The sequence below is a fragment of the Bdellovibrio sp. ArHS genome, from assembly GCF_000786105.1.
In the GTDB taxonomy this organism is placed as follows: Bacteria; Bdellovibrionota; Bdellovibrionia; order Bdellovibrionales; family Bdellovibrionaceae; genus Bdellovibrio.
Genome location: NZ_JTEV01000011.1, coordinates 75,268 through 99,589, shown reverse-complemented (window position 1 = coordinate 99,589; position 24,322 = coordinate 75,268). Strand labels below are relative to the sequence as shown.

Genomic DNA, 24,322 nt, shown 5'->3' with positions numbered 1-24,322 from the left:
AGAAATTACAAAAAAATCAAATACTTACATTGCGCCTTCAGAAGTCAGCAATTCGGCCTTGAGCTCTGGACCCCAGTGATATTTGAGTTTATTCGTATTTTTACCCACAACGCGATGGCAAGGAATCCAATAACAAATAGGATTTTTGGCCACAGCCGAAGCCACCGCACGAACAGCCGAAGGCTTGCGCAGCTTTTTTGCCAGTTCAGAATAAGTCCAAGTTGTGCCACGAGGAATTTTTAGAAGTTCCAACCACACGCGCACCTGAAACTCAGTGCCTTGAAGTTTGATTTTGTGTTTCCCGTTCCAGAAGTTGCCTTTGCTCCATTTAACCGGAGTAAAAGAACCTACTTGAAAGTGATATTGTTCTTCAAAGAAATCGGCAAGATCGCCTTCGACCTTCTTTTTTCCTAAAGCATAACTGCCCAAAAAAATAAGTTCTGAGCCGTCGAAGGCCGCCAGCCAATCGCCAAATTCAGAAGCCACTTTGTAAACACGGAATTCAAGATCTCCCATAGTCACCTCGGATTAGGGAGATCTGTACCTTAGATTGTGTCAGAGCACAACTTCTTCGATATAAAGGGGGGTGAAATAACGGATGTCATAGCCTCCATAACGTTTAAAGGCATCCACGACTTCCTCCTTTTCTTTGCTGGAAGGCGTGGGGACACAAATGAGGACGTGACCATTTCTTATCTCTTGATCCGCCTCGTGAAGAAATCGCCATTCTGCTGAATCAGAGAATTTGATAAATTTACGCATATAGTTTTCCAGAAGGGTGTGATGACTGCCTTCCAAATCAATCGCATCCACGCCTTTATTGCCCTCGAAAACATTGAAGTCCTCGTCGCTATAGCCATAGTCTTCAAGTTCTTCGATGGCCTTTAAAGCCTCTTCTCCATTTTCAAAAAAGGCGGCCGTATAGTGATTGGGATAAGGTAAATATTCAGGATGAGGCAGTTGTTCTAAACTCACCATAAGAAACCTCCATTCTGTGTTGCTATTATAAAATGGATAGAATTGAGATTTTTTTAAATCACAGTCTCTAACACATTTGTAAAGATCGGTTCGACTTTGGTCATTTATTCAAACATTCCGTCCATCGTGATGTATTTTTGATTGTTGGGCGTCAGTCGCAACGACTGATAAAAAGTTTGCTGGCACTGACCTCTTAAAATCGCATCGATTCCGCCGATGGTCGCGGTATAAACCTCGTCGACGTTTAAAACATCCAAAGATGTGATGACTCCTGTATGCGGGGCTGTCGCTCGCACTTTTTTAAGAAAGTGATCGCGAGAGTTGCATGCCATCAAACCTAAGATCGGAGTTTTTTTGGGGCCAGAAAGGGCGGCCAGCATTTTCTTCAGCCCGGGTCTTTGTACTTCGTAGTAACCATCATAGTCGACCTTATTACGACCTCGCACAAAAACGGGTGGAGAAAAATCGGGCCCGCCTCCATTGCGCGCGTGACCGAAGTAGAAAACAGCATCGGCATTTTCTAAAGCTTTAGCGAAATAGCTATCCATGAACGAAGTGCGCTCATTTTGTTCTCGGCTCATGCGCCCCAGGTTGGATTCCAAAAACTCTGTGGCTGATGAAAAATGGACGTCAATACGTGCCGGGTATTTGACTCCATGGACGATCACTTCGCGACGGAAGCGATACACGTTGCTGGGATCTTGTGTAAATCCGCAAAAGCGCGCGCGCCCGGAGCAAGGACTGAGCAGTAATTTACGAAGGGCTGCAAAGGCACCTAAATCCAAGGAAGGGCTAAGACCAAAACTGCGACCTTCCGCATACACGTTGCTTCCCGTTGTCCAGTCGAAATACCCCAAGGCGATACGAATATCAATCTGGCCATCATCAAGAATGTCTTTATATCTTTGCACACAAAGTGCGCGTTTAGAGGCTGGCAAAGCATCGAGGTTGTCAGTGGCCTTGTCGTCAAGACGATCTAAATAGTTGCGGCCCATGACATCGAAACGAGCTTCGTAAATATAGGTCCCACGAGCCGAAGCTGTTGAGGCAGCCAAAAGAAAAAGTAAAACTCCCAACACGACTGACTTCATGACGTCCTCCATGGGGATAAGATAATCCGTGGCGCTTCCGAGTCTAGTTACACGGCACTAATGCGCTTATGATTTCTCACATAGAAGCACAGGGCTTTTTAGCTCAGGATCGGTAAATGGAAAAATGAGAATAATGAGACGGCTCTTCGACCTCGCAAAGCCACGGGTGCTCTTTGTGGATAAGAAATCGCGTCAGGCGACCACGTCCGACAACTTGAATGGTGCGACTTCGAGCCATGACTTTGAGATCATCAAGGGTCTTTCTAACGTGGGCCTCAGTGCCATAATCAAAAATAAAATAAACGTCCGCTGGTGGAAGTTGAAACTCAGCCTTCGCTAGGTCGGTTGTTTGCAAATCGACAAGAGTTGTTGCTCCTAGCGCTCTTTGCGCTTCGGCAACCCTCAAACCCTCTAGTTCAAAACCCAGAAACTGAATGTCAGGGTGATGGCGTTGAACGACAAAGGCCATGCGGGCATAGGCGCAACCTAAGTCAACCAGCACACTTCCGGAATTGAGTTTTAATAAATCCAGAATATTGCGAATTTCCACATACGGAGTTTGAAAGGCTTGAACCGACAGATGATCCCAATTCTGCAAAAACAAGGAATCTTCTTTGGCTTGTGCGCGAATTTCTTTTTCAACAGACTCACAACGCAGACCCAAATGCGCGTCCACACAAATCGCGTGTTCCTGCGCTTCCTGATAGGTGTAAGAACTAAGATCCAAAAGAGGAAAGGGATTTTCCGGATGAAAAGGAATCATAGTGGCGTTGCCACGCCATGAAGGAACTTTTCCACGATAGGAACGTAGTCCGTTTTGAAGTCCCGAAGGCCGGTCAGATGACCAGCCTCTGGCAGTGCCAATTTTGTCCAGTCCAAATTACTGTGGGGCTCAAACACTTCGTCAATATGCTCTGGAGGAATTAACAAATCCTTCCAGCCGCGAATGGAAAGAATTCTAAATCCATCTGGGAAAGTTTTAAGGTCGTCATGCAAATCTTTATGCAAAAAGGGACTCCAGCCTAAGCTTAATAGGGGAGTTAAAGCCATTCGGACCGGCAACAGCTTTATTTGATATTCATGAGTATAGAGCTTATAGGCCGAAGGAATGAAGCGAGCCGTAGGGCCACTATCACAGATCAAAGCCACTGTGTCGGAACACCGACGCCGAGCCATGGCTTCAATGGCCGCTCCGGAAGGATTCGAGAAAGAAAAAATAATCTTTTTTCCCGGGATCAGATTTAACAGAGTTTCAATTTGATCGGCGTAAACATGCTTGGTGCCGAAGACGCCAGCTTTGCTGATTGGAGGACGAAAAGAAATCAGATCTTTCAGCGTGCCTTGAAGATTGAAGGCGAAAGCGTCAAAGCCTAAGGAGTTCACCAATTTGATATGACGAAGCAGCTGCTTCTTGCTGCCTTCATAAAAGTGCACGAAGAAAACAAGCTCTTCGTACTTTTTGTTGCGAGATAAAAAGAACTCCCCATCAAAGGGGAGTTCTTGCTTGGTTAAGTCAGTATTCATTCAATCCAGTTTCTGCCGCGATAAAGCGACGATCCTGTGACTAGTGCTTGTGCACAGGGTTTTTGGCTGGCCACAAATCGGTCCAGTGCCCCGCACGTCCTTCCGCCTGATGAGCTTCGCCTAGAGCGCTTTCAGAAACCATCACTTTTTCAAGAGCCGTTTCCGCCAACACTTTTCCGCAAGCCTCGACAACAGCTTCCGCATCGATGTTGTGGTAAGCGTAGATTTCAGAAGGTCGTCCACACTTCGAGTGTTTGCGAACAGCCAAAGATTCCTGACGAACGCCAATGATAGAACCGATGTTATCCAACAAGCCGGCCTCACCATCCGCGACTGAAACTGCAGGGATGCGTTTACCCGCGACAGTCACAAGGTCACCTGTTGTCACCTCGTCCGCTTTTCTAAGGTACAGATTCGAGTTCACACCCAAACCATTTTTCAAATAATCATAGTCATTTTCATGAGCTTGAATGCCCACAAGAAGATCTGACGATGTCACAACGATCACATTTGCATAAATGCCACGAGACAATAGCGCTTCAGAGGCCTTGATTCCTTCCGTTACCAGAGAACCCATAGCGAAGATATTTACGACATTGTCGCCGGGTTCATAACCTGCATAACCGCGATAGTCGATAAGGTAGTAAGCGCCTTTAAGAACCTCTTCACGAATGGTGGACATGATTTGTGCCTCATCCATGGTGCCCAGTTCTTCTTCGTTATAAGCACCCGCAATCGGGAATTCGGCGCGCGCCAAAGTTCCTTCAAGACCTGTTTTGAAGCGAGCTTGCTTTTTCAGGTAGTGCAACATGTCTTTTTGTTCCGCACCACGAGTCACAAGGCGCAGAAGAGTTCCTGTTCTGCCAGCGTTGTCGTTCAAGACGTGACGTTTGATGGTGTCACACAAGATCCAATCCAGTTCCTGACAGAAGAACGGCTCCCAAGTAATTTGATTGGGAATTTGAATGTCAGACTTCCAACCGTGTTGCGCTCCTTCTGGAGAAAGAGTTACGCCCGAAGGAGTTCCTACGCAGATGAACGAAGACTTCCAGTAAAGGTTATAGAAGTATTGGTCCAAAGCCCGTTTGATGAAGAAATCATAAACCGTCATCAAAGGAATGATCGGGATACCCAGGAAGTCGCGCATTTTTCCAAACGCGCCCACGCAAGACATCACGTTTCCTTCGGCAATTTCAAAACGTAAGAAACGGTCTGAAACATCTTCGCCAGGAACAAGGTCAGGAAGTTTATGATCCTTCACGCCCAGTTCTGTTTCCAAGTCCTGAACAACTGGCGCACCGAAAATCTTACCGTCCATCGCTGGATTTAAGTTCGTCGAAGTGCCAACATCCGGAGCCATAGAAATGAAAAGCTCGCCAGGAAGTTTGAACGGTTTTTCAGAGTCTGTCAGAGGTTTTTGCTTTTCACCAAGTTTGGATTCATCCAGCGGTGTGTTCGCAATACGAGTCAATTTCGCCGTCAACTGTCCCAACATCCATTGAGTGTGGGGATAGCTGGTCATCTTTGTATTGATGTCCAAAGTTTGCGGAATATCCCCGAACTCAGTCAGCTTGCGCAGGAAGAAATCTTGGTTTTTAGCTTTCAATGCGTGTTGCGCTTTGATTTCAGAGTAAAGTTTTTCCCCACGAGTCGCTAGGAATTTGCCTTCAACAGAGTTGGCAGCAAAACGCTCATAAAGCTTGTCGCCTTTGATGCCTTGTTTTGCCTTTAATTCCATGACCTCTTCTTCTTGCGGTAATGAAGAGTGATTGCCAGGTTGAGCTGCGGCTTTAAGGCCCCAGCCTTTCAAGGTGTGCGCGATGATGATGGTTGGCTTACGAGTGGATTTTTTGGATTTTTCCATCGCCTCTGCCAAGGCGATCATATCGTGACCACCGAAGTCGCGGATGGCATGGTAAAGCTCTTCATCAGAAACGCTATCCAAGAACTTCTTCATATTTGGATGTTCTTTGGCGATTCCTTTTTTCAAAGCTTTTATGTCTTGAACAAGAAGAAGAGCTTGCAGTTCGTAATCCTCAAGTTCCTTTTCTAGGAAGTTCTTGAATGTGTCGCCATCTTTCTTTTTGAACAAAGCCTGGCGTTTTGAACCGTGACGAACCTGAATGACTTCCCAGCCGTTGGCAGCCATGGTGCGCTCCACACGATCAGCATCAGTCCCATTCATGATTTCTTTGTTAGTGATACGATGACCATCCAAAGACTGACGGTTGTAATCCAGAATCCAAGTCAAAGAGCCCAATTCACGTTCGGCAAAGTCAGGCACGGCTTCATACATCGAGCCTTCACGGAATTCAGAGTCACCGCAGACGGCCCAGAAGTGAGCATCGGGAACTTCGTACCCATGTTCACGAGCATAACGATAGGCCAGGGCAAGGTAACCCGCCTCTACAGGTGGGATACCCACAGTGCCTGAAGGGAAGAAGTTGTGATTATCTGGATCGTAAGCAGAGTGGTAAGATTGGAATACGAATTCACTGCCGTCAGTGAATTTACGAAGGCCATTCATTGCCTGATCGGCCTGCTCTTGCGTGAGTTTCGACAGGTCATTCTTTAGCAACAAATCCAAAAGATAGTTGTAGGAGTGGTCTGTTGGAGACGCATGTGGCTTATTGGCGATATGATCGAAACCTGATTTCACAAGAAGGTGTAAAGCCCCCATGATATGCAAGGAACTGGCGCTGGCTGCCGGATGCCCCCCAATTTTGGGATCGCCCTTTTCTTTGTCGGAGCGGTGATTGGCCTGCCAGATCATCTGTGTCGCAAGGTAGTGCGCACGTCTAGCGATTGAGTCCAGAACCTCAGGTTTAGCATTTTTTAGAGTTGAGTTATCCAAGTGGATCTCCTTCGGAATTTGTACTTTTCTAGCGTCTGGCAACCTAGCATTGTACCGAGGAGGAGTCCATGCATTTAAGCCCCGCAGCAAGAGTTCTGGCTCTATTTTGGACATAGGCCATAAGAAAGAGGCTGACGAGCATCAGAGTCGTGTTTCCTGACGACGATGTGGCAGGTTTTGGCTTTGCCTGTAAAAGCTTCAATAAAAATGAGGTGTTACGTAAGTGATACGTCGTTCAAACTGAAATATTTGCTAAGGTTTACTTTGGTTTCTTTAATTGTCTCTCTCGGCCAAGGTGTCTTGGTCATCACCTGAGGTGTCTGAAAAGGCGCGCATATTTCTGCGATTGGCTTCCTGAGCGACTGATTTTTCGGACTGTGGGAAAAGATATTGGAAGAAACCACGAGCCTGTTCGCGATCAAACGATCTCTCACCACGACAATTTGTTCATTGATACTTTCTGCCAATTTGCGACGACGATAAATGTCTTTTTCATTTCTGAAGATAGCATTTTCGTAATAGCCGTTCCGTCGAGAGAGAGTTTGGCGGTGAAGCGGAGGAGTTTACGCGGGTGTAATAGAGTGTGTGTTTACACAAAAGTTCATTTTGATTGCCGCGTTCATCGGGGGCGTCCTACTTTTGAAGTATGGAGCCAGATCAATTGCGACTGCCAAATGAGAGCGAAGGTTTGTTAAGAAAGATTGTGGAATCCGTTCCTAGCGGCATTCTATTGGTCAATACACAGGGGAACATTATGCTGTGTAACTCCGAGCTGGAAGCAATGCTCGGTTATGAACCGCATGAATTATTAGGAAAGAAAATTGAGGCTTTGGTGCCATTTTCAGTCCGCGACAAGCATCCGGCAATGCGAGCCGAGTTTGCGGCCCATCCCAGCAAAAGGCAAATGGGCGCGGGTCGCAATCTGACAGCTTTGAAAAAAGACCTCTCAGAAATACCTGTCGAAATCGGCCTGAACCATGTGTATTTGGGCACCGAAATGTATGTGATCGCTGCCGTGGTGGATATTACCGAAAGAGTGCGGCAGGAAGAGCGTTTTCGCACCATCGTCGAGTCAGTGCCCAATGGCATTCTGATGATCAATAAATTTGGCAAAATTCTTTTAAGCAACACACCTTTGGAAAAAATGTTCGGATATGAAAAAGGCGAGCTGATTGGACAAGAAGTGGAAGTGCTGGTGCCGACACGCTTTCGCGAGGCGCATCCGCAACACCGCAGAAAATTTGCCGAAGAGCCGCAAAAAAGAAGAATGGGGGCGGGCCGCGACCTGACAGGTTTAAAAAAGGACGGACAGGAGATCCCTGTAGAGATAGGCCTGAACCACATGACCGTCGGCGGCGAGCAGTTTTTTCTGGCGTCCGTCGTCGACATCACCGAACGCAAAATCACCGAGCAGAAGCTTCAGAAAGCCTATCAAGAAGTCCAACAGAAGAATCAGGAAATGGAACAATTTGTCTATACCGTTTCCCATGATTTGAAAGCCCCGTTGGTCACCAGCGCCTCCTATATGGACTTTTTAAGAGAAGACATCGAAGAAAAGAATTTCGAAGGAATTCATGATTCTTTGATGCGCTTGGAAAATGCGCACCGACGAATGAAAGACTTGATAGAGGATCTTCTTCAATTAAGTCGAGTCGGCCGCATCGAACTGAGTGATGAAACTGTTTCTTTGTCGTCTTTATTAGATGATGTCCAAGAGTCTCTAAAAGAGATTCTAAGTGCCAAAAACATTCAAGTGGAAACAGCAGGGGTGGACTATTCGATTCGCGTGGACTCGCGTCGAATGTATCAGGTTTTCGAAAATCTTTTTATGAATGTGACAAAGTATGCGGCGGATGGACCCGATCCTTTGCTTCGGGTTTTCACCCAAAGGACTGATAATGAGCTCCGCATCTGCGTCAAAGATCAGGGACCCGGAATTGATCCCGTCTATCATCAAAAAATTTTCGGACTTTTTCAAAGATTGGATAACAAACAGGAAGGCACCGGTGTGGGCCTAGCTATTGTTGCTAGGATCATGCAATTGCATGACGGAAAAGCCTGGGTGGAATCGATGCCTCCCAATGGCAGCGAGTTTTGGGTGTCTCTTCCCCTGGAAAGGGTGGTTTTATGAGCGCAACTGCTTCCCGCATCACGCATCTTCTGCTGGTCGAGGACGATGATGACCATGCGTCTTTTATTACACGAGTTTTGAAAAGAATTGAGCCCAACTTGCAGATCAGTCGCGCCGAGGACGGAGTCGCCGCGTTGATGTTTTTCGAGGGAAAACCGCCCTTTGAAAATCGAGAAGTTCCGGATTTAGTTTTACTGGATTTAAAACTACCAAAAAAAGGCGGTCACGAAGTTTTAGAGAAGATCAAATCAGATCAGGAATTTCGCAGTATTCCTGTCGTTGTTTTAACAACGTCAGATGCTGAAGCCGATAAAAAAGCAGCCTATTCGCATCATGCCAACAGCTATTTGGTCAAGCCTTTGGAAAGCGGCCAATTTAGAATGATGCTGCAAGAGTTGAATACCTATTGGAATCATCTAAACAGACAGTTGAAAAGTCATGAGAAACCTCAACTTACTTCTCATTGAAGATAACGAGGCCCATGCTCATATTATTCAACGCTATCTGAAAAGAGTTTCGGACTATTCAGTCCGAATAGATCATGTGGATCTTTGGAAGCTGGGGGCTGAAAAGCTGAAGGCCGGCAAATTCGACGCGGTTTTGCTGGATCTGCGTCTGCCAGACAGCGACTTGGACCAGACGTTATCGCGGGCTCTTCAGGGGGCGCAGAACGTGCCGATCATCGTCTTGTCGTCACTGGAAGACCGGGCGATCGCCGTGAAATCCGTTCAAGAAGGGGCGCAGGACTATTTGTGTAAAGGGGATCTATCTGCGGAACTTCTTTTAAGAACTATCTTAAATTCCATTGAAAGAAAAGAGAACGAAAGACAGCTGCGACTGGAATCTAAAAAGAATGAATATCTTTTAGAGTTGGGTCGCCTGGTTTTGAATGAGGATGACATCCCCAAAGCCCGCGAGCGCGGTCGGCATGTCTTGGCCAGCTATTTACATTCAGATTATGTCGATATATTGATTCAGCACTTTAATTTTAAGGCCTCTTCCGAATCTGTATTAACGGATTTTTCAGACCCAGACATTCAGAGCCTGTTGGGTACGCTACAAAAACAAGGTTTGAAATATGGAATTTTGGTCCCCTTGGCGGATCGTAAAGGCGCTGATGCTTTGGGGCTTATCGTGGCATACAACCGCGACGAGGGATTTTATAGTCGGGACCAAATTCATTTTGTCTTTACCGTCGCAAATATGTTGAGCTACCTCATTGTCCGTAAGCGACTGGAAAATCAGTTGCAGCAGAAGATCATGGACCTTCAGGATGCGCATCAAAAGAAAGATGATTTTATCGCGACACTGTCCCACGAACTCAGAACGCCGTTGAATATACTTGCGGGACATCTTGAGGTTTTGAAAACATCGCAGCCGTTAGGGGAAGAAGCGCTAGAGTCCATTAAGGGCATCGAAAAAAACTTAGACTTGGAAACCCGACTGATTCAGGAAACTTTGGATTTGTCGTATATCGTGACAGGGAAAATGCAATTGAATCTTTCGGTCTTCAATTTGCGAAAGAGCATCCGCACGGTGCTGGAATCTTTTCGGACGGCCATCCATGCGAAGAACTTGCATTTGCTAACCGAGGTGTACGAAGAGCTTCAGGATTTTTATGGCGATCCTCATCGATTGCAACAAATGCTCTGGAACTTACTTTCCAATGCCGTTAAATTTACGCCGCGGGATGGAATGATCGAGTTTCATGCGCGCAAAATAAATTCGACATTGGAGTTTAAAATTTGCGATTCAGGAAAGGGGATTGCGCGGGAGAATCTTCGTTATGTTTTCAGCAAATTTTGGCAGGAAGATTCATCGATATCTCGCCACTATATGGGTTTGGGGTTGGGCCTGGGCCTTGTTAAACAGATTGCTGAACTGCACGGGGGTTATGCCGAAGTTGAAAGTGCCGGACCGAATCAAGGCGCCTGTTTCACGATAAAATTACCTTACATGCTAGCTCGTCAGGTCGCCGCCGCAAAAACAGGAGAAGCCAAAATCGATGTGCATACTGTGGCGACCTCGCCCCAACCCAGAAGCTCCGTTCTTTCGAATAGAAAAGTTCTTATCGTCGATGATTCAGAAGATACCGTTGCTTTGATGTTGAAACTTTTGCGGAAAACTGGCGCGATCGTTACTGGTTATATCAGTCCGGAAGAGGCTTTAGAGGCGGCAAAGAGTCAGGGTTATGACTTGATTATTTCAGATATTGGGATGCCGGGACTGAACGGCTACGAGCTTCTGACACTTTATCGGGCGTGGGAAAAAAAGAGGGGAAGAAAGAAGACCCCGGCGATCGCCTTGACGGCCTACGCGAGTGACGACGATGTCAAGCAGGCTCAGACCGCCGGCTTTCAGCTGCACATGACGAAGCCGATGAATTTAAAGCTCTTAGAGGAAAATATTCGTTCGCTTTTGGCGGACTAAGTTTCTAGAACGAAGTCCCAACGAATTTTCACAGTGCCGTCACCTTCCACGATTCCCTTGGGCGGATTTGGAAACGGGGCCGCCGCGCGAAAGGCTTCAATCGCGGCGTCATCCAAATCACGAACGCCAGAATCGCTGATCACCTGAACGCGCACCAGAGTGCCTTTGTCGTTCAAAACGATCATTAATTTTGTGATGCGATCTTGATTTGTTGCCGCAGGCGCACGTCCTTCTTTGAACATTTTGGAGAGTTTGTCGCGGACGCGACCTTCCCAATGCTGAGCAAGTTGTTTGCGGATGCGATTGTAATAAGAATAGTATTTGAACTCGCGCGTATTTAAGACCGTCTCTAAACCGACGTTAACGTCTTTCAAATAGTCATTGGTCTGACTGGTTTCCGCTCCGGTCCCGGTGTTTTGATCGCCGTCACCTCGACCTTCGCCCAGGCCGGATTCTTTATCTGCCAATTTTTGCCTTTCCAAGGCCTCGTTTGCATCGAAAGTTTTAAACAAATCTTTGGCAATTTGCTTTTTGGATTCTTCGGAGTGAGCCACGCTTTTTTGTTTGCCGTCGCCCTTAGGTCCAGTTTTTTGCGGTGCCGACTTCTGAATATTTTGGAATTCACCGCGGTTGGCCGCCTGAGTCTGTTTCGCCACTTTTTGGTTTTTGGCGCTCAGAAAGCGAGCATCCTCGGGCACTTCTTCGTTGGCTGAGGTTTCAGATTGTTCGACAATCTGATTGCGCGACAGGGCTGACTTTTTCTTCAAAGCCTCTTCGACTTTTTGCATTTTTTGAAGATCTTCCGGACTCAGAAAGTTAATGCTTACCGTCTCTGTTTTCTTTGTTTCAGGCGTCAGGCTTTCCACAATAAGGAAGGTCCCAAGAACCAAAACGTGGAATCCCAGCGATAGCAATACATACATTCTGAAAGACGGTGATTTCATCATACGACCTCACCCCTTTCTATCGGTAGTATGACACCCGAACCTGAGAAGATGGTGAACCGGACCCGTGAATTGCGACTCAGGTCCAGGGCCAGACTTTGACTCCTTTGTCACTGTTGGGTGAAAATGAAACATCTATGAAATTTGACTCGTGGTATCTGACAGATAAAGGGCTTCGTCGTGATTCGAATCAAGACTCCTGTCTCATCAATAGGGAGCTTGGTCTCTTTATCGTGGCAGATGGTATGGGGGGACATTCCGGCGGAGAAGTGGCGTCCAGTATGGCTGTGGAGACTGTTGAAGAAATCATGCTTCAACCGGATACACACAAAAAGTCTCCGCGTGAACTTATCCTTAACTGCTATGAAGAGGCTTCCAGAAGAATCTTCGACAAAGCGGCGAATGAACGCCCTGAACTGGCCGGCATGGGAACCACCATGGTGATGGCTTATATTCGCGGCAAACATTTGTACGTTGGAAATGTTGGTGATTCTCGCTGCTATCTTTTCAAGCGCCCGTATCTTTGGCAGATTACGGAAGATCACTCGCTTTTAAATGAACAATTGCGCGCGGGAGTGATGAGCGAAGAGCAAGTGCGCCAATTCGTGGGGCGAAATGTCATTACTCGCAGCGTAGGTTATGAGCGAGATGCCTATCCCGATATTATTGAAAGAGAGATTTTCCCAGGGGAAATTTTCCTGATGTGCTCAGATGGTCTTTCAGGTCTTGTCGAAGACGGAAGAATATCTGAAATTTTGAATCAAAATACACCTGACAAAGCAGTTAAAGCTTGTGTAGAACAAGCACTTGCAAATGGTGGCGACGACAACGTGACAGTGATGTTGTTGCATTTCCACGAATAGAGTCGAGGTCAGGTTGGATAAGAAGAAGGTCACGCTTTTTATAGTGAGCAATCAAACGGGAAAAACCCGTAAGATTGTGCTCTCAGCGGCTTGGCTGAAAGCCCTGTCGTTCATTTCTGCGGTGATCATCATCATTTTCGCGGCCGGTCTGGTCGATTATTTTGGTTTGCTTTTGCAGGCCATGGAAAACAAACGTCTTAAAGCTGAAAATGCCCAACTGATCAAACAGTTCCAGGTCGTCGAAAGCAAGGTCAGTGCTCTGGAAAACTCTTTGGAGCGCGTGAAGACCTTTACCACCAAGTTGAAATTGATTACCAACGTCGATGCTGAAGATCGTATTACAAAGCTGACGATGGGACCTAAGCCTGCAGCGGGTCAGCAAGTGGAAGAATACGAGCCGATGGAGCAGCGACAGGAACCTGAAGAATTGGTTGCGCAGGATCAAGTATTTGCCAATAAAAAACCTCTGAACGATCAAATGGGCGAACTTGCCAACGAAAATGCGGATAAAGACTATGCCTCTTTGGTTGTGCGAATTGATAAAGCGGTTAAAGAAACGCAGTTAAAAGAACAAAGTGTCATTGATTTATGGGAAAGCTTGTCGGAAAGACAAAGTTTGTTGAATTCCACGCCGAATATGAAGCCTGCCAAAGGATGGATCACGTCTCGTTTTGGTTATCGCATTTCACCTTTCAGCGGTAAAACAGCTCTTCATGCTGGTCTTGATATTGCGGCGGCTCCAGGGTCGCCGGTGTATGCACCAGCGGATGGTGTTGTTGTCTTCGCAAGTTATGACGAGTCTTATGGAAAACTTATCACCATAGACTATGGTTATGGCGTAACGACCCGCTTTGGGCATTTGTCGCAGATTTATGTGCAGGTGGGTCAGCGCGTGAATAAGTGGGATGTCGTCGGGGCCGTGGGAAACACCGGTCGTTCAACGGGTCCACATCTTCACTACGAAGTCCGAATCAATGGAACGGCTGTCGATCCGATCAACTACATACTTGACGAGTAACACAGATAAAAATCTGGACGGTTTTTTTCACCTTGGCGACAATAATCCTAAGCGAGGTGAAGATGAAAACTTTAATATTCTCACTTTTCCTTTTTGTCCCGGGTCTTTCCAAGGCGGCATTGCCTTCTCAATTTTCTGAATGTTTAAGGGAAAACAGCGCGACGAATATGTCGGTGCAGGACTTACGAGAAATCGCTCGTGTTTCACAAGTGACGTATTGTCAGAATCAAGTGGGCCTCGTGGGTAAAGCCGAAATAATCCAGCTATTGCAAAGTCCGAATATCAATATCGGTATTTCCGTTTCCAAAACAACTTACAGCGCCACCGATTTTGTGGACTTAGCTCGAGCGGGCAGTTTTGTTCTTTACGTCGATGGGGCGCGCCTGACGGTTCCGAATTTGATCGCCATTGCTCAGGCCGGGGCACAATTGGTTGTCATGACGGCTTCGGCGGGAATTTCGAAAACCGATTTACTAACATTGGCGGCAGCCAAACCTTTCATTCTGAACGTCAATTCACCCACAAGCGCTTTGGATTTAAGGGACTATGTTGCCGCCGGTATGCAAATCGTCATTCGTTCTGCGCAAGCGGGACTGAGCCGGGTGGATATCATGAGTGTTGCCACGGCCAATTCGGCCTTGGTGACCGTGATGCCTTAAATAAAAAAGGCCCCGCAACTGCGAGGCCTTTTTTATTCCGAATTTCCGAAACAACTACTGATTCATAACAGAAACAGCAGGCATTGGACATTGCAATTCATCCAATTTCTTTTTCACCAAAGCGGCGTCGTTCTTATAACCTTTTCTTACAAGAACATCCTGAGCTTGTAGGACAACTGATTTACTGAACGTAGTTCCGTTAAGCTGAGTGTTTCCGCGGCATGAAGTAAGAACGGCTTTATCCATTTTTACGTCCAATACTGGATCGATCATATCACAGAAGAACTGAACCGCACCTAAGTGGTCGATCGCTGCAGACCAATCCAACCAAGCCGACTCAAGATACTGACACATAAGTTCTTGTTCGCGAGATCCCATTGGCAGCTCTTGCAATGTCAAGTTGCTAAGTTCTCGGGCGATTTTGCCGGATTCCATTTGAATTTTTGGATCACGGTAATAGTAACCAGCAGGAGTGATAATGACATCCTGATTGCGACCTGATTTCGTCAAGCTGTAAGAGCCGTTGCGGACTGCAGACATGCTTGTCACGAAAGCGGAGATCGCCTGATCGTGCATTGTTTTTGTGTGATCAATCCAAGCTTTAACCGGAGGAGCTCCGAAGCCCCAAGCACTGCGTGAACCGAAAAGTCCTGACTTTAAGTTCACCATACGTTGCGCAAGCTCTGAACGATCGATGATCGACGTATCTTTAGAAAGCTCTTGCATCGCTTTTTCAACACGTTTGATAGTGACTTTTTCAACTTCGATACGCGTGTACTGAGCTTTCCACTGATTGTATTCAGCATTTCTGGAAAGTTCTGTTTCCAAAGAAACTTTTGAATTTGAGATAACGGCCGTCGTTAAGCTGACAGCTTGACGAACACCGTTCATCCAAGAGCGGCTGGCTGCGGCGCAGGTCTTCAACGCTGACTCGTCTTCGAAAGCTTTTACTGCCGCATCAGCAATTCTCTTCATGGAAGAAGCGTGCAGATTCTTCATTGTCGCTGCTTGAAGTTTTTGAGCGCGATCACCTTGAGCTGTCGCTGCTTCCAAGTTAAGGAACGCCGAGGCCGGGAACGTTTTTCCGTCTCGAGCCCAATTAACAAGCTCGTTACCCAAAGTACAAACCATCAAATCATCAGGATTCTGAGTGATTTGGCTATCCACTGTCGTAATGTCGGCGCGATCGTTGGCAATTTGCGCTTCAATCGCCGAAGTGTTTTTCATCACGGCTTCACGGTAAGTAAGAAGCTGTGACAATTCACGAGTTGGAGTTGTGAATCTTTTCTTATAAAGATCTACTTCTTTTTCCAGCTCTTGAGTGATTTTGCTAATTTTTCCACTTTGCGCCAACTGCATGAAGCGGACTTTTTTCGCCACTTTCGTGTATTGACATGTATTTTGAAGAACCGCTTTGCGGTGATCCGGATTCGTCATATCCAATGTGTTGGCATCAATCATTTTCGCAATCGCGGAAATTCCGCTTGTTGCCACGACACCACCAATAACGAAGGGCAGAGCTGGAGCCAGAGCCGCGTTCATCGAAACTGCGAAAAGTGCGTAAGGGGCAAGACCGTTGATAACGTCATTCAACGCCAACAAGACTTTACCGGTCGACATAGTTTGACGACCACATTTTGAGTTCAAGAAATTGTTATTATTAATAATGTCACCCAAGCTACCGACCGCGGCAAGGGCCGCCGTCATGGATTGATCAATTTGCGCCGTATTTACGACTGCCGCATCTTGCGCCGCCATGATCTGTTGCAAGGATGCGATGCTATTTTTGATTTGATCGCCATTTTTTTCAATCGCCTGGGCAGAAGGCGACCCCGTACATTCTGGAGAAGCCTTAACCTCTTTATTAAGAGAGTCGATGGCCGCGATGAGTTCCGCGTGAGGGCGATTGTCGAAAAGAGGGCAGCTATAAGCTTCTGCTACTTTGGCAGACCCCATCTTGGTGGCACCACCGGTAGAGGCCGGGCGAGTTGAAGAAGAACTGGATGAACCCTTATTTCCTGCGCCAGAACCCGAGCCTGAGCCGCCAGAATTTTGGTTTCCTTTAGGCACGGAAGGCGTCGTAGGGAACAGGCCTGTGTCGCCGCCATTATCTTCAGGGAATAAATCCAAAGGGAATCCTGAGGATGAGGACGTCGTTGCATTAGCCGCCAGCACCGTCTGCGGGGTGTGAGGGATAATGAAACTCGCGGAAATCGCAAAGGCCATGGCACTTCGCTTTACGTACTTCAGTTTCATAAAGTCTCCAGTGTTAAACTTTTCGCCAAGTAACTTTTTTTGCGTGTCATTTTGAGGCGCTCTGGTGCCGTAGGTGCTTCTAAGTTCCCGGAAACACACACTTCACCCTGCTCGCTCAAAACTACCAACGCGTTCGTCGGATCACTTTGCAAGTCCAGTGCCCTTGCGCTTCGTTTTGAAACAAGTCCAGACATGTTCACTCAAAGAGTGTCACTCGTGCGCTTTCTAGACGCTTTTTGACCCTGTCGTAATAAAAGCGCTGTCATTTGCTTATTATCTGCAAATTAATGGGACTTGGACGCAAGGGAGTGGAACAATCTTTGAAGTAGAGGTGAGGTATGAAACTAATCATGTCATGTCTCTTAATACTAGGTTTTACATGTACCTGCCTGGGTAAGGTGGACTTAAAAGCCACGAAAAGACTGATTATTCCCAAAGACACTGTGACTCCAAAAATCACCAAGGCCGATGTGGCAAAAGTGATTCCTTTGGATTTAAAAGAAGGCGACAGTCAGGGCACGGTCATCAGTCGTATTGCAGACCGTGGTTTTTCATTGTGGTTTAATTCAAAAATGATGAAGGAAACGGCTTTAGGCCGATTTGCCGAGCAGACTCAGGAAAAACTTAAAACTGACGTGGTTGTTCCGGCCAAAGACTCTCAGGGCGTCAGCCATAAATTCTCGTTCCGAGTTGAGGCCTTTCAAGCCCTCGCTAAAGTGGAGTATTCGGGGTGGCTTAAAGCCGCCTTCAACTACGATGCAAAAGCATCCGCGACCGATATTATCGTCAAAGAAAAATTTCGTAACAAAGATCTGTTTGTAACTCACAAAGCAAACAAGAGCGAAGACCTGTCGATGGTCGGCGTCGCTTGGTCGTGGTAATCCTACCTGGTTCCATTCAAATAAATTCTTCCTGGACTTTCGTCGTCGTTGTTTGACCGAGGCGGGTTTGGGGCCTACGCTTAGGGCATGGAAAAAATCGTATTTATCGCTGGAAAAAGAACTCCTTTTGGGGGATTTGGTGGCTCTCTTAAGGATGTATCTGCAACGGATCTAGGTGTCGTCGCCGCCAAGGCCACACTTGAGCAGGCGGGATTGACGCCTGAAAAAATCGACCATGTGGTCTTCGGAAATGTTGTTCAGTCAGGGGCTGATGCCGCTTATCTTCCGCGCCATATCGGTCTTAAAGCCGGTGTGCCCGTGCATGTGGGGGCCTTCGCTGTGAACAGACTTTGTGGCAGTGGATTTCAGTCATGGGTAAATGCCATGCAAATGATCCAGTGTGGAGAGGCAACAGCCGTTCTTGCCGGTGGCGTTGAGCAGATGTCACAAATCCCCTATGTCGCTCGTAAAGTCCGCTTCGATGGTATGCGCATGGGGAACTTCGAACTTGAAGATTTAATGACGTCGGCATTGACGGATGCTTACGCTAAAATGCCTATGGCTATCACGGCTGAAAATCTTGGCGAAAAATACGGAATCACCCGCGAACAATGTGATAGATATGCCATTCAATCACAACAACGTTATAAGGCGGCTTTGGATAAAGGATATTTTGCGCAAGAGATCTGCCCCGTCACGGTGGAAGGTCGCAAAGGCTCGGTTGTTGTTGAAAAGGACGAGCATCCTAAACCGGAATCAACATTGGAAAAAATTGCTTCTCTGAAGTCCCTGTTCAAAAAAGAGGGTCTGGTCACGGCGGCCTCCGCTTCAGGTATTGTCGATGGTGCGGCTTGTTCTTTGTTGATGAGTGAGTCTAAAGCAAAAGAATTGGGAATGAAGCCATTAGCTCGTATCATCAGCTATGCTTCGGTAGGTTGCGATCCCACGATTATGGGTATCGGCCCTGCCGCCGCTTCTCGCTTGGCTTTACAAAAAGCCAATTTGACTCTGGAGCAAATGGATCTGGTTGAGGTCAATGAAGCCTTTGCGGCTCAGTATCTAGCCGTCGAGAAAGAACTAAAGCTGGATTCAGCGAAAACCAACGTCAACGGCGGAGCCATTGCGGTCGGCCATCCTTTGGGAGCTTCCGGCACACGCATTATGAACCATCTGGTCTATGAGCTTCATCGCCGAAATGCGAAGTATGCTTTGGGATCTGCGTGCATCGGTGGCGGTCAGGGCATCGCGATTATCATTGAACGAATTTAGACAGAAAGAAGTCTATGGAAAACGGATTTAATCTGCGTGAAAGAACGGCCCTGATTGTAGGACCTTTCACCACAACGGTGCAAAGTTTGATGATGGGCTTAACCCAGATGGGATCCGATTGTGTGCTTCTTGATTTCGACAATGCGGGAAGCCAGCGCTTTTGCAATCAAATCAATGATGCCCGCGAGATCAATCCCAAGTTCGGTAGGGCTTTAAGCATTAAGTCCCCCATGAAGACGGTGGAAGACATCAAGGATGCTGTCGGAACAGCCGCGCAGTCTTTCGGTAGTGTGGATCTTTTCATTGATGCGCAGGTGTATAATAAACCCAATCGCTTTAAGATTGGTGATCCTCTTGTGCATTTGGATGACGAGGTTCAACACGGTTTTAAAAGTTCCGTCTTGCTGACCCACGCGGTTCTTAATTTTCTGAAGAATCGGAAGCGGGGGCGCATCCTTTACCTTTTGAATGAAACATACCCGGATCCGGTGATGGCGGGGGCCCGCGGGGCCTTGGTGCCTTTTGCCCAGGCGTTGGCCAAACAAGTTTCAGAATTCAATGTGACGGTGAACTGCCTGAAGTTGGGATTGACGGAAGAATTTATTCTGGCTCAACACCCCGAGGCCAAATCAATCAAAGAGGCCGTCGAGAAGTTGAAGGAAAAGGAACCGCATCTAAAAATCACCGAGCCTGATAAAATCACCAATACGATTACTTATTTAGTTAGTCAGTATGGTGCTGCCGTCAACGGACAGGTGATTTCTTTAACGTAGCTCTGCTTGAAGCTCTTTACGAGAGCTTCAATCCTTTCAAAATGGAATCGGCTTTTTCAATATGCTCGGGTGCGACGTAAATTCTATCGATAATACGGGCGCCTTCGTAACGCTGAAAGATCTCGGTCGTCTGATTGATCGGCGCCGGTTTCGCCCAGCGGTCGTATTGGTCAACGACATAAATCTGCAAAGCCCGTTCTTCCGGAGAAGCCGTGTGATATTTAGAAAGACGCGCTTTGGAACTGGTGCGAATCACTTCCAGGCCTTCGGCCTCTAAAGCCTTTTTAATCATTTCAGGTTTTTCGGATTCGGAAGTGTTGTGTTGTTCTATGAGTACTTTAAAGGGCTTTCTTTGGGCGATTCTTTGCGCCCAAGGATTTGTCACGCTGATCAGATGTTCGTGCAAGCGATAGTCGTTGTAACGGGTGTACTCATTAATATCGCCGGGAAGAACGAAGGTGCAATCCGCAGAAGTAAGATAACGATTGAGCATCTCTTCATAAATGATGCTTTTGTGATGACAGTAAACCATCAAGTGCATGTGATGGCGAGAAATCAAAAAGTCGTCGAAAGAATAAAGCGCCCGGCGGTTCAAGGCTAAATACATTTTATTTTCACGGCGATAGAACGTCATATTTTGCATCAGCCAGGAAAGATCGATTTTGCCGTAGTTGGTACCGCAGAAATAAGAGTCTCTTTCTAAATAGTCCATGCGATCCACGTCCAGTTCGCTGGAAACCAGCTGACTCAGGATCGGTCGGAAATCCACACCGTTGTCGACAAAGAAATCGTCAGGGCAGTGCAAAGCTTTATCAATCAAACAGACGACATGAATCGGAGCAATCTCCGGAAACTGCTGTTGGATAGTCTCAGCAATTTTCGAATCGGTGACATACTTAATGGTATAGTCTTCGTGATTGGCACGACGATTGTGATTCATCACTGTGTGGGCTTCTTCGCCGTATTGCTCTTGTTCTTTATAAAGTTTGATATTGAGTTCTGAAAGGTGAGGCATCACCTGTTCAGTCGTATGACTTAAAGGACCATGTCCTACGTCGTGCAGAAGGGCCGCTAGACGCAGAACTTGACGGAAACGCGTTTTTACCGAGGGCTTTGAAAAGGGATAAACGCGGAAAATGGCGTCGAAAGTTTCGCCTGCCAAATGGCCTACGCCGACAGAATGAATATAGCGATTGTGGGTGGCTCCGGGAAAACTGAACTCAGCGTATCCTAATTGTTTAATAGCGCGCAGTCGTTGGTATTCAGCAGTGTCCAAAACGGCGACTTCTTGATCTGAATAATAAATCGAGCCGTGGACGGGGTCGCGAATCTCCATTTGTGTTCCTCCTCAGGGGGGCCATTTCGAGTATGTATTTACGTTTACAAAGAATATGTCAATTGTCCAAGAATGGGGTTCCTAGGTCTAGTTGCTGCTCTCGGGCTCTTAACTAGATATAGGCGGCCCGACGCGGAACTTTGCAAAAAATTCGTGATTTTAAGGACTTAATGGAGAATGCCGGCGTAAGAGTCTTTGCATGAGGGTGCAGTGAATCCACGGCTTTACACGACCGAGGGCCAGATTTGTAAAAAAATGAGACGTATCACTTTAGGAATTTCCAGACGCACCGATCAGTAAGGTAAGCGAATGAACTACCCATGGTACCAAGAATGGTGCCCTGAGTTTCAAGGATCGAAACTCAGCAAATCTTCAAGGAGGAGGAAATATGGGTTTACGAATTAATACGAACACAGCTTCGTTGAATGCACAGAGAGTTCTGTGGGGTACGAAGATTGGTCTTGATAAGAGCATGGAAAAGCTTGCATCAGGATTCAGAATTAACCGCGCCGGTGACGATGCCGCTGGTCTAGCGATCTCTGAGAACTTAAGAGCTCAGGTTCGCGGTTTAAAACAAGCATCACGAAATGCTCAAGATGGTATCTCTCTAGTCCAGGTGGCAGAGGGTTCAATGAATGAGATCTCTTCGATCTTGATTCGTTTGAGAGAATTGGCTGTACAAGCCGCTTCTGATACTATCGGACCTGTAGAAAGACAATTCCTGAATGTGGAATACGATCAGTTGGTCTCTGAGATCGATCGTATCTCTGAAGGGACTGAGTTCAACGGAACTCAATTGTTGGCAGGTGTGGGCTCCATCTTGGACTTCCAAGTTGGTACTAGAAATAACCCTGAAATCGACCGTATCTCTTTCGATGCTTCTAAAGCCGATGCAAACTCTGCCGCTTTGGGAGTCAACCTGACATCAGTGGCCGATAAAGCTTCCGCACAGAATGCTTTGTCAGCGATTGATACAGCGATCGTGAGTGTCTCTGCAATGCGCGCAGACTTCGGTGCGATCCAAAATCGTCTGCAATCAACGGTTTCAAATATCCAAGTTTCCGTTGAGAACATGTCAGCCGCTAACTCTCGTATCAGAGATGTGGATGTAGCTGAAGAGACATCTGAAATGACTAGAAATAATATCTTGTTGCAAGCCGGTACTAGTGTCCTAGCCCAAGCGAACCAACAAGCTAACGTAGCACTTGGACTCTTGAACAAGTCATTCTCTTAATCCAGCTAAACTCTAGCTTGCTAGAGCTCTGGTGACGAAATGACTTTGGTTCCCGATCTTATCTTCAATGATCAAGATCACCCTCAAGAGAATCGTCCGTTGAGGACGGTTCCGAGTGTACAAGCCCCGAAGCTCTGTTAAGAGCTGACAATTTGATCTGTTTCCTGCGACCGAGGCCGCCCTTACGGGCGGACCTCAATTTCACAGAAGATAGACGGGGAGTGATGAATTGCGCAGATCGAAAGCGCACCGTTTTTCAAGGCCCGGCCTCTGAGCTCTCTGCTTGAAGAGAACTTTCTTGCCTTTCTTTTTAGTCGTGCGCGTGCACGCTAAAGCAAAAATAAAAAATTTCCTGAAAAATAAAAACAAAAGAAAAAATCTGGACTCGAGCTGTTGCCATGTTTTTCCGAAAAGTTAGGTGGAACCTTGTATCGCAAGTTCCGTTTATTAATTTAACAGGTGCACGGATCGCGCCTTATGCCAATGGATGGCAACTTTTCACGGAGGAAGAACTATGAAGCACGGAGGATAGAATGGGATTAAGAATCGGTACCAATGTGGCAGCGTTGAATGCACAGAAGAACCTGTACATGACACAAATTAACTCAAATCGTTCAATGGCACGATTGGCTTCTGGAATGAGAATCAATCAGGCCGCGGACGATGCCGCAGGTCTTGCGATCAGCGAAAACCTCAAGGGACAAATCAGAGGTTTAAGACAGGCCAATAGAAATGCCAATGATGGTATTTCTTTGGTGCAGGTCGCAGAGGGCAGCTTGAACGAAGTTTCTAATATGCTCATTCGTTTAAGAGAATTAGGTGTACAAGCTTCATCTGACACAATTGGTGAAACAGAAAGAAAGTTTTTGGACGTTGAGTACCAACAGTTGAAATCCGAGATTCAGCGTATCACTGAAGCGACGGTTTTCAATGGTTACGAACTGCTTAACGGTACGGGTGGAATGATTGATATTCAGGTCGGCGTAAACAACGACGCTTTCCGCGACAGAATCAGCTTTAACTCTGGTGCTGCCAACGCCTCCGTGGATGCCTTGGGATTGACGGCAGAATCCGTGGGGACAAAGGAAGGAGCTCAACTGAGCTTGAATGTTATCGACCAGGCATTGACTTCAGTGAATGCGATTCGTGCGAACTTTGGTGCGCTTCAAAATCGTCTAGTATCAACATCTAACAACTTGTTGATCGCGGATGAGAACTTGTCAGCAGCCAACTCGCGAATCAGAGATACTGACGTCGCCGCTGAGACTTCTGAGATGACAAGAAATAATATCTTGTTGCAAGCCGGGGTTTCCGTACTGGGACAGGCGAATCAGTCGCAACAATTGGCACTAAAACTTTTGGGCTAGTTGTCAAATTCATGAAAGTACTAAAAAAAGGCCTCTCTTATGGGGGGCCTTTTTGTTTTTTTCGCACTCCAGGGTTGATCTCCCGCGCTCTCGATGCAACAGTGAGAACAGCAAGGAGAGTCTATGAAATTCGTACTGGCATTATCTGTCTTGGTCTTTTCGTTTTCATCTTACGCCGAAGTTGGTTTTAAAAACGGAAATGAAAGAACCGCGGTTCTTTCTGAAGGAAGAATCTTCGTCCACTGTGATGGTGGCATCGGGGGCGGTCCCACGTCAGGATCTTTTCGCTGCACAGAGGAAATTCTTCTGACTGGTGAGTACGACTACTTCGTAGGTCCTGCCTCAGTTCCTGGCGATGAAGTGACCTTGGTCGCTCGTCACGAGGACGGATCGCAAAGAACAAAGACGGTCGACTATGATTCGGCGAAAGGCCGGACGAAAAAGCAGATTAATCTTTGGATTGCGACTCTTTTACAACGCCCGCTATTGGATCCGGGAAAAAACATTGTAAGTTATAAACTTACTAAAAATGGCAAGATCACCGCCGCAGGTGAATTCATTGCTACGGTGAAGGATGGCGGTCGTAGAACATGTTCCCGTTCTGCCACTTATTGGTCGAATATTTCTAGCGATTGTCAAAATGGCGGAAGTCTTTGTCAGCGCTACTTCAGCGAAAATAACTATTGTCTTTAATAGAAGGCCACTCGACAGAGT

Annotated in this window: 21 protein-coding genes; 12 read left to right on the top strand and 9 right to left on the bottom strand. The window is 46.8% G+C overall.

Going from position 1 to position 24,322, the window contains the following annotated elements:
• Positions 1–24: 24 nt before the first annotated feature.
• The 6 genes from OM95_RS05860 to OM95_RS05835 form a co-directional block, all read right to left on the bottom strand.
• Positions 25–516, bottom strand: a complete 492-nt coding sequence (locus tag OM95_RS05860; RefSeq protein ID WP_041871318.1) for a methylated-DNA--[protein]-cysteine S-methyltransferase — start codon at positions 514–516, stop codon at positions 25–27.
• Positions 517–555: 39 nt separating this feature from the next.
• Positions 556–978, bottom strand: a complete 423-nt coding sequence (locus OM95_RS05855; RefSeq protein ID WP_041871315.1) for a hypothetical protein — start codon at positions 976–978, stop codon at positions 556–558.
• Positions 979–1,082: 104 nt separating this feature from the next.
• Positions 1,083–2,069 carry a hypothetical protein gene (locus OM95_RS05850; RefSeq protein ID WP_291515643.1) on the bottom strand — a complete coding sequence of 329 codons (987 nt, stop codon included), beginning with the start codon at positions 2,067–2,069 and terminating at the stop codon, positions 1,083–1,085.
• A 103-nt stretch (positions 2,070–2,172) separates the two neighbouring features.
• On the bottom strand, positions 2,173–2,832 hold the full coding sequence (locus OM95_RS05845; RefSeq protein WP_291515641.1) for an SAM-dependent methyltransferase: 660 nt from the start codon (positions 2,830–2,832) through the stop codon (positions 2,173–2,175).
• Complete coding sequence (locus tag OM95_RS05840; protein ID WP_041871310.1) at positions 2,829–3,593, bottom strand: hypothetical protein; 765 nt, start codon at positions 3,591–3,593, stop codon at positions 2,829–2,831. Before OM95_RS05840 ends, OM95_RS05845 begins: the two co-directional genes overlap by 4 nt.
• A 40-nt stretch (positions 3,594–3,633) precedes the next feature.
• The gene (locus OM95_RS05835; protein ID WP_041871307.1) at positions 3,634–6,447 is read right to left on the bottom strand and encodes a pyruvate dehydrogenase; all 2,814 of its coding nucleotides are present in this window, start codon (positions 6,445–6,447) and stop codon (positions 3,634–3,636) included.
• A gap of 646 nt (positions 6,448–7,093) precedes the next feature.
• On the opposite strand from OM95_RS05835, the gene OM95_RS05830 reads away from it, so the two are divergent.
• Genes OM95_RS05830 through OM95_RS17120 form a run of 3 tightly spaced genes read left to right on the top strand, consistent with a single transcriptional unit; the run spans position 7,094 to position 11,008 of the window.
• Positions 7,094–8,578, top strand: coding sequence for a PAS domain S-box protein (locus OM95_RS05830; RefSeq protein WP_041871304.1), 1,485 nt, complete (start codon positions 7,094–7,096; stop codon positions 8,576–8,578).
• On the top strand, positions 8,575–9,045 hold the full coding sequence (locus OM95_RS05825; protein WP_041871301.1) for a response regulator: 471 nt from the start codon (positions 8,575–8,577) through the stop codon (positions 9,043–9,045). Before OM95_RS05830 ends, OM95_RS05825 begins: the two co-directional genes overlap by 4 nt.
• The gene (locus OM95_RS17120; RefSeq protein ID WP_291515639.1) at positions 9,017–11,008 is read left to right on the top strand and encodes a hybrid sensor histidine kinase/response regulator; all 1,992 of its coding nucleotides are present in this window, start codon (positions 9,017–9,019) and stop codon (positions 11,006–11,008) included. The genes OM95_RS05825 and OM95_RS17120 overlap by 29 nt, the downstream gene beginning before the upstream one ends.
• Here the strand turns inward: OM95_RS17120 and OM95_RS05815 are convergent.
• Complete coding sequence (locus OM95_RS05815) at positions 11,005–11,955, bottom strand: energy transducer TonB (RefSeq protein ID WP_041871299.1); 951 nt, start codon at positions 11,953–11,955, stop codon at positions 11,005–11,007. The genes OM95_RS17120 and OM95_RS05815 overlap by 4 nt on opposite strands.
• A 134-nt stretch (positions 11,956–12,089) precedes the next feature.
• On the opposite strand from OM95_RS05815, the gene OM95_RS05810 reads away from it, so the two are divergent.
• The 3 genes from OM95_RS05810 to OM95_RS05800 all read left to right on the top strand — a co-directional run bounded on the left by OM95_RS05810 (position 12,090) and on the right by OM95_RS05800 (position 14,492).
• The gene (locus OM95_RS05810) at positions 12,090–12,815 is read left to right on the top strand and encodes a Stp1/IreP family PP2C-type Ser/Thr phosphatase (protein WP_041871521.1); all 726 of its coding nucleotides are present in this window, start codon (positions 12,090–12,092) and stop codon (positions 12,813–12,815) included.
• Between the two features lie 43 nt (positions 12,816–12,858).
• Positions 12,859–13,833, top strand: coding sequence for a M23 family metallopeptidase (locus tag OM95_RS05805; protein WP_291515637.1), 975 nt, complete (start codon positions 12,859–12,861; stop codon positions 13,831–13,833).
• A 62-nt stretch (positions 13,834–13,895) separates the two neighbouring features.
• On the top strand, positions 13,896–14,492 hold the full coding sequence (locus OM95_RS05800; protein ID WP_041871294.1) for a hypothetical protein: 597 nt from the start codon (positions 13,896–13,898) through the stop codon (positions 14,490–14,492).
• 54 nt (positions 14,493–14,546) lie between these two features.
• Here OM95_RS05800 and OM95_RS05795 read toward each other — a convergent pair whose 3' ends face one another.
• Entirely contained in the window at positions 14,547–16,748 is a 2,202-nt protein-coding gene (locus tag OM95_RS05795; protein WP_291515635.1) for a hypothetical protein, read from the bottom strand.
• Positions 16,749–17,086: 338 nt separating this feature from the next.
• On the opposite strand from OM95_RS05795, the gene OM95_RS05785 reads away from it, so the two are divergent.
• The 3 genes from OM95_RS05785 to OM95_RS05775 all read left to right on the top strand — a co-directional run bounded on the left by OM95_RS05785 (position 17,087) and on the right by OM95_RS05775 (position 19,671).
• Positions 17,087–17,629: a hypothetical protein gene (locus tag OM95_RS05785; RefSeq protein WP_041871290.1), complete on the top strand. Its 543-nt coding sequence runs from the start codon at positions 17,087–17,089 to the stop codon at positions 17,627–17,629.
• 87 nt (positions 17,630–17,716) lie between these two features.
• Positions 17,717–18,898, top strand: coding sequence for an acetyl-CoA C-acetyltransferase (locus tag OM95_RS05780; RefSeq protein WP_041871287.1), 1,182 nt, complete (start codon positions 17,717–17,719; stop codon positions 18,896–18,898).
• A 14-nt stretch (positions 18,899–18,912) separates the two neighbouring features.
• The gene (locus OM95_RS05775; RefSeq protein ID WP_041871285.1) at positions 18,913–19,671 is read left to right on the top strand and encodes an SDR family oxidoreductase; all 759 of its coding nucleotides are present in this window, start codon (positions 18,913–18,915) and stop codon (positions 19,669–19,671) included.
• 16 nt (positions 19,672–19,687) lie between these two features.
• On the opposite strand, the gene OM95_RS05770 is transcribed toward OM95_RS05775, so the two are convergent.
• Complete coding sequence (locus OM95_RS05770) at positions 19,688–21,007, bottom strand: HD domain-containing protein (protein WP_041871283.1); 1,320 nt, start codon at positions 21,005–21,007, stop codon at positions 19,688–19,690.
• 388 nt (positions 21,008–21,395) lie between these two features.
• On the opposite strand from OM95_RS05770, the gene OM95_RS05765 reads away from it, so the two are divergent.
• The 3 genes from OM95_RS05765 (at position 21,396) to OM95_RS05755 (ending at position 24,301) form a co-directional block, all read left to right on the top strand.
• Positions 21,396–22,241, top strand: a complete 846-nt coding sequence (locus tag OM95_RS05765) for a flagellin (RefSeq protein ID WP_041871281.1) — start codon at positions 21,396–21,398, stop codon at positions 22,239–22,241.
• Between the two features lie 533 nt (positions 22,242–22,774).
• On the top strand, positions 22,775–23,608 hold the full coding sequence (locus tag OM95_RS05760) for a flagellin (protein ID WP_041871278.1): 834 nt from the start codon (positions 22,775–22,777) through the stop codon (positions 23,606–23,608).
• Between the two features lie 123 nt (positions 23,609–23,731).
• Positions 23,732–24,301, top strand: a complete 570-nt coding sequence (locus tag OM95_RS05755) for a hypothetical protein (RefSeq protein WP_291515634.1) — start codon at positions 23,732–23,734, stop codon at positions 24,299–24,301.
• The last annotated feature ends 21 nt before the right edge of the window (positions 24,302–24,322 follow it).

Coding starts and splice junctions, on each gene's coding strand:
- OM95_RS05860 (WP_041871318.1), bottom strand. CDS start 516: ATGGGAGATCTTGAATTCCGTGTTTACAAAGTGGCTTCTGAATTTGGC.
- OM95_RS05855 (WP_041871315.1), bottom strand. CDS start 978: ATGGTGAGTTTAGAACAACTGCCTCATCCTGAATATTTACCTTATCCC.
- OM95_RS05850 (WP_291515643.1), bottom strand. CDS start 2,069: ATGAAGTCAGTCGTGTTGGGAGTTTTACTTTTTCTTTTGGCTGCCTCA.
- OM95_RS05845 (WP_291515641.1), bottom strand. CDS start 2,832: ATGATTCCTTTTCATCCGGAAAATCCCTTTCCTCTTTTGGATCTTAGT.
- OM95_RS05840 (WP_041871310.1), bottom strand. CDS start 3,593: ATGAATACTGACTTAACCAAGCAAGAACTCCCCTTTGATGGGGAGTTC.
- OM95_RS05830 (WP_041871304.1), top strand. CDS start 7,094: ATGGAGCCAGATCAATTGCGACTGCCAAATGAGAGCGAAGGTTTGTTA.
- OM95_RS05825 (WP_041871301.1), top strand. CDS start 8,575: ATGAGCGCAACTGCTTCCCGCATCACGCATCTTCTGCTGGTCGAGGAC.
- OM95_RS17120 (WP_291515639.1), top strand. CDS start 9,017: ATGAGAAACCTCAACTTACTTCTCATTGAAGATAACGAGGCCCATGCT.
- OM95_RS05815 (WP_041871299.1), bottom strand. CDS start 11,955: ATGATGAAATCACCGTCTTTCAGAATGTATGTATTGCTATCGCTGGGA.
- OM95_RS05810 (WP_041871521.1), top strand. CDS start 12,090: ATGAAATTTGACTCGTGGTATCTGACAGATAAAGGGCTTCGTCGTGAT.
- OM95_RS05800 (WP_041871294.1), top strand. CDS start 13,896: ATGAAAACTTTAATATTCTCACTTTTCCTTTTTGTCCCGGGTCTTTCC.
- OM95_RS05795 (WP_291515635.1), bottom strand. CDS start 16,748: ATGAAACTGAAGTACGTAAAGCGAAGTGCCATGGCCTTTGCGATTTCC.
- OM95_RS05785 (WP_041871290.1), top strand. CDS start 17,087: ATGAAACTAATCATGTCATGTCTCTTAATACTAGGTTTTACATGTACC.
- OM95_RS05780 (WP_041871287.1), top strand. CDS start 17,717: ATGGAAAAAATCGTATTTATCGCTGGAAAAAGAACTCCTTTTGGGGGA.
- OM95_RS05775 (WP_041871285.1), top strand. CDS start 18,913: ATGGAAAACGGATTTAATCTGCGTGAAAGAACGGCCCTGATTGTAGGA.
- OM95_RS05770 (WP_041871283.1), bottom strand. CDS start 21,007: ATGGAGATTCGCGACCCCGTCCACGGCTCGATTTATTATTCAGATCAA.
- OM95_RS05765 (WP_041871281.1), top strand. CDS start 21,396: ATGGGTTTACGAATTAATACGAACACAGCTTCGTTGAATGCACAGAGA.
- OM95_RS05760 (WP_041871278.1), top strand. CDS start 22,775: ATGGGATTAAGAATCGGTACCAATGTGGCAGCGTTGAATGCACAGAAG.
- OM95_RS05755 (WP_291515634.1), top strand. CDS start 23,732: ATGAAATTCGTACTGGCATTATCTGTCTTGGTCTTTTCGTTTTCATCT.